General features: G+C 46.4%; 3 protein-coding genes and 1 pseudogene. All 4 read right to left on the reverse strand.

Going from position 1 to position 2,336, the window contains the following annotated elements; genetic code table 11:
* Positions 1-457, reverse strand: a pseudogene (locus QTO00_RS18245) (aspartate aminotransferase); the annotation flags it as partial.
* A gap of 7 nt (positions 458-464) precedes the next feature.
* Positions 465-1,427: an adenosylcobinamide-phosphate synthase CbiB gene (cbiB, locus tag QTO00_RS18250; RefSeq protein ID WP_331426043.1), complete on the reverse strand. Its 963-nt coding sequence runs from the start codon at positions 1,425-1,427 to the stop codon at positions 465-467.
* 150 nt (positions 1,428-1,577) lie between these two features.
* A complete protein-coding gene (locus QTO00_RS18255) occupies positions 1,578-2,042 on the reverse strand; it encodes a phosphoglycerate mutase family protein (RefSeq protein WP_331426044.1) in 465 nt (154 codons plus the stop codon).
* Positions 2,043-2,110: 68 nt separating this feature from the next.
* A partial coding sequence (locus QTO00_RS18260; RefSeq protein WP_331426045.1) for a hypothetical protein occupies positions 2,111-2,336 on the reverse strand: 226 nt, incomplete at its 5' end.

Genomic DNA, 2,336 nt, shown 5'->3' on the forward strand with positions numbered 1-2,336 from the left:
CACTTGGGTTGTTAGGGTTTATCACCACAACCACATCAGCAGATTGCAGTTGAGCCTCGCTCGGTTGGTTTTGATAAAAGTGGATCGTCACAGGCTGGTGACTATTTTGCTGATAGGTTTGCCAAGCGTGTTGATGCTCTTTATAACCGATTGAGGGGAGCAAAACAGTGCCGATTGATAGACTCTGCGATAGCACCTGTGGAAGTACTTGGATTGCAGCTTGGCTTCCTGCGACAGGGAGTAAATTAGAGTGTTGGTAGTAACTAGCGGCGGCAGCTTGCAGCCCATCTTCATCTTCAGGCAAGCGGTTCCAGACAGAAATAGGTATAGCAGGTATTGGGTAGCAGTAGGGGCTTACACCGGTAGATAAATCTAGCCAATCATTGAGTGGTATTTGGTGCTTTTCTGATGCTTGGCGTAGTTTACCGCCATGATGAGGTTTTAATGGTTCAGTCATAGCGTGATTACTTAAATAGAATTAATAACACAGAGGCAGCCAACAGAACGGCTAGCCACAGTTTGCTGGTGTTAATGACAAGTTTGATTGCGCGAGGAATATCGCTCATCGTGGCATAGCTTCCTTGTCCCATTACTATTTTCTTGACCAATTGCCCGTGGTAGTAGGTATCACCACCAATTTTGATCCCCAAAGCTCCAGCGCCGGATGTCATCACGGGGCCACCGTTGGGGCTAGAGCAATTACGGGCTTGTGACAGCCAAGTTCTTAGTGCCGCTTTGGTATTACCCAGTAAGGCGTAACTTATAGCCGTTAGTCGTGCTGGAAGCCAACCCATTAAGTCATCAAGCTTGGCGGCGACATAGCCAAACGCTTTCCATCGTTCAGTTTTGTATCCCCACATCGCATCGAGTGTATTGACCAATCTAAATAAAACGGCACCCGGCGCACCAAGCAGCGCAAACCAAAAAAGCGCTCCGAAAATGGCGTCGTTGCCATTTTCCAATACAGACTCAATGGTTGATGAGGTGATTTGACGGCTATCCATCAACTCAGTATCACGACTCACTATCCAACCAATTTTGACTCGCGCTTGCTCTAAATCATCGGCTTTTAGTGGTTGATAAATCCAGTTCGCATGCTCAAGCAAGCTACGCTGGCCGACTGTTAGATAGAGCGCCGCGACATTGACCCCACTATATAGCCATAGAGATTCACTGCTAATGAGCAGTTCTTGGATTGCATAGACAGCGCCAGTGATCGGCACTACAGCGCAGCCCCAAGCAACAGCCCCTTGCCATTTTTTACCTTTGTTCATTTGAGATTCCAACCATTGCGCAACGTTGCCAAAACCGACCAAAGGGTGAAAATGTGTCGGCTCACCTAAATAGTGGTCAAGGAGCATACTCAACATCACAATGACGGTGATTAACATGCACGCTAAATCGGTTGGAAGATCTAAAAGCAACATAATTGAACTCTATTGAAAGGGCAGTGAGCCTTTATTCTGACTTACGATGTTGAGTGTTTCGCCGCGCTTTACTTCTTTCCAAATAAAGGGTTGGTCGCATACTGCTTCGGGTACAGCTCAGGAGTGACACCTGATTCCCAGACAGTTTAACTATATTTCTATTTGAATCTCAATTATTTGCCCGTTATCTAATGTTTTAAGTGGCTTCGATGGGTTGACTAAACTGGCTAAGGAAGCAATCCAGTCGCCGTGTCCAACTATTAAGCAAGGATTCTGGCGAGTGTGTTGACGAATTATCTGGTTCAACCATTTTCCTGCGTTACTATCTCGTTGTAAGGCCCGTTCGAACTCATTTAGCTCTCCCTGGGAGACGATTGGCGCCTTGAGGTAGCCAGCGATAATTCTTGCACTGGACATAGCTCGTCCCAATTGACTGGTATGTATGGTGCTGATGGTCTCGCCATACTGAGATAACAGGGTTTGACCAACTTGGTGCATTTGTCGCTTTCCGCGAGCGGTCAAAGCACTGTCGAGAAGATGTTGCGATTTACCGATTTGATTCCATTCAGTCTCGCCATGCCTAACGGCTATCAATGTTAATGTTCGCTGCGTCATTGCTTCGCACCTTTATATACTGATGATAAACGGTGTTTCATGTGCATTTGCCAACTGGTGCTAATTTGTCATTTAAACACTTGCCCCTTTTTGGTATAAGCACGTGAATTCACCAAATTGCGATTAAACCGACCAGACTGGCGAGAAGAATCGGGCATAAAAAAAGCCTCTGAAAACAGAGGCTTTAAGGTAAATATGAGTTTTATTCCTGGCTTATAGGCCAGCAAAGTCACGCAGTAGCGCAGCTTTGTCTGTCGCTTCCCACGGGAACTCTTCGCTACCGAAGTGACCGTA

This window comes from Vibrio sp. M260118 (assembly GCF_036533755.1).
In the GTDB taxonomy this organism is placed as follows: domain Bacteria; phylum Pseudomonadota; class Gammaproteobacteria; order Enterobacterales; family Vibrionaceae; genus Vibrio.

Excerpts from the sequence above, each read along its gene's own strand:
- cbiB (WP_331426043.1), bottom strand. The coding sequence starts at position 1,427 with ATGTTGCTTTTAGATCTTCCAACCGATTTAGCGTGCATGTTAATCACC.
- QTO00_RS18255 (WP_331426044.1), bottom strand. The coding sequence starts at position 2,042 with ATGACGCAGCGAACATTAACATTGATAGCCGTTAGGCATGGCGAGACT.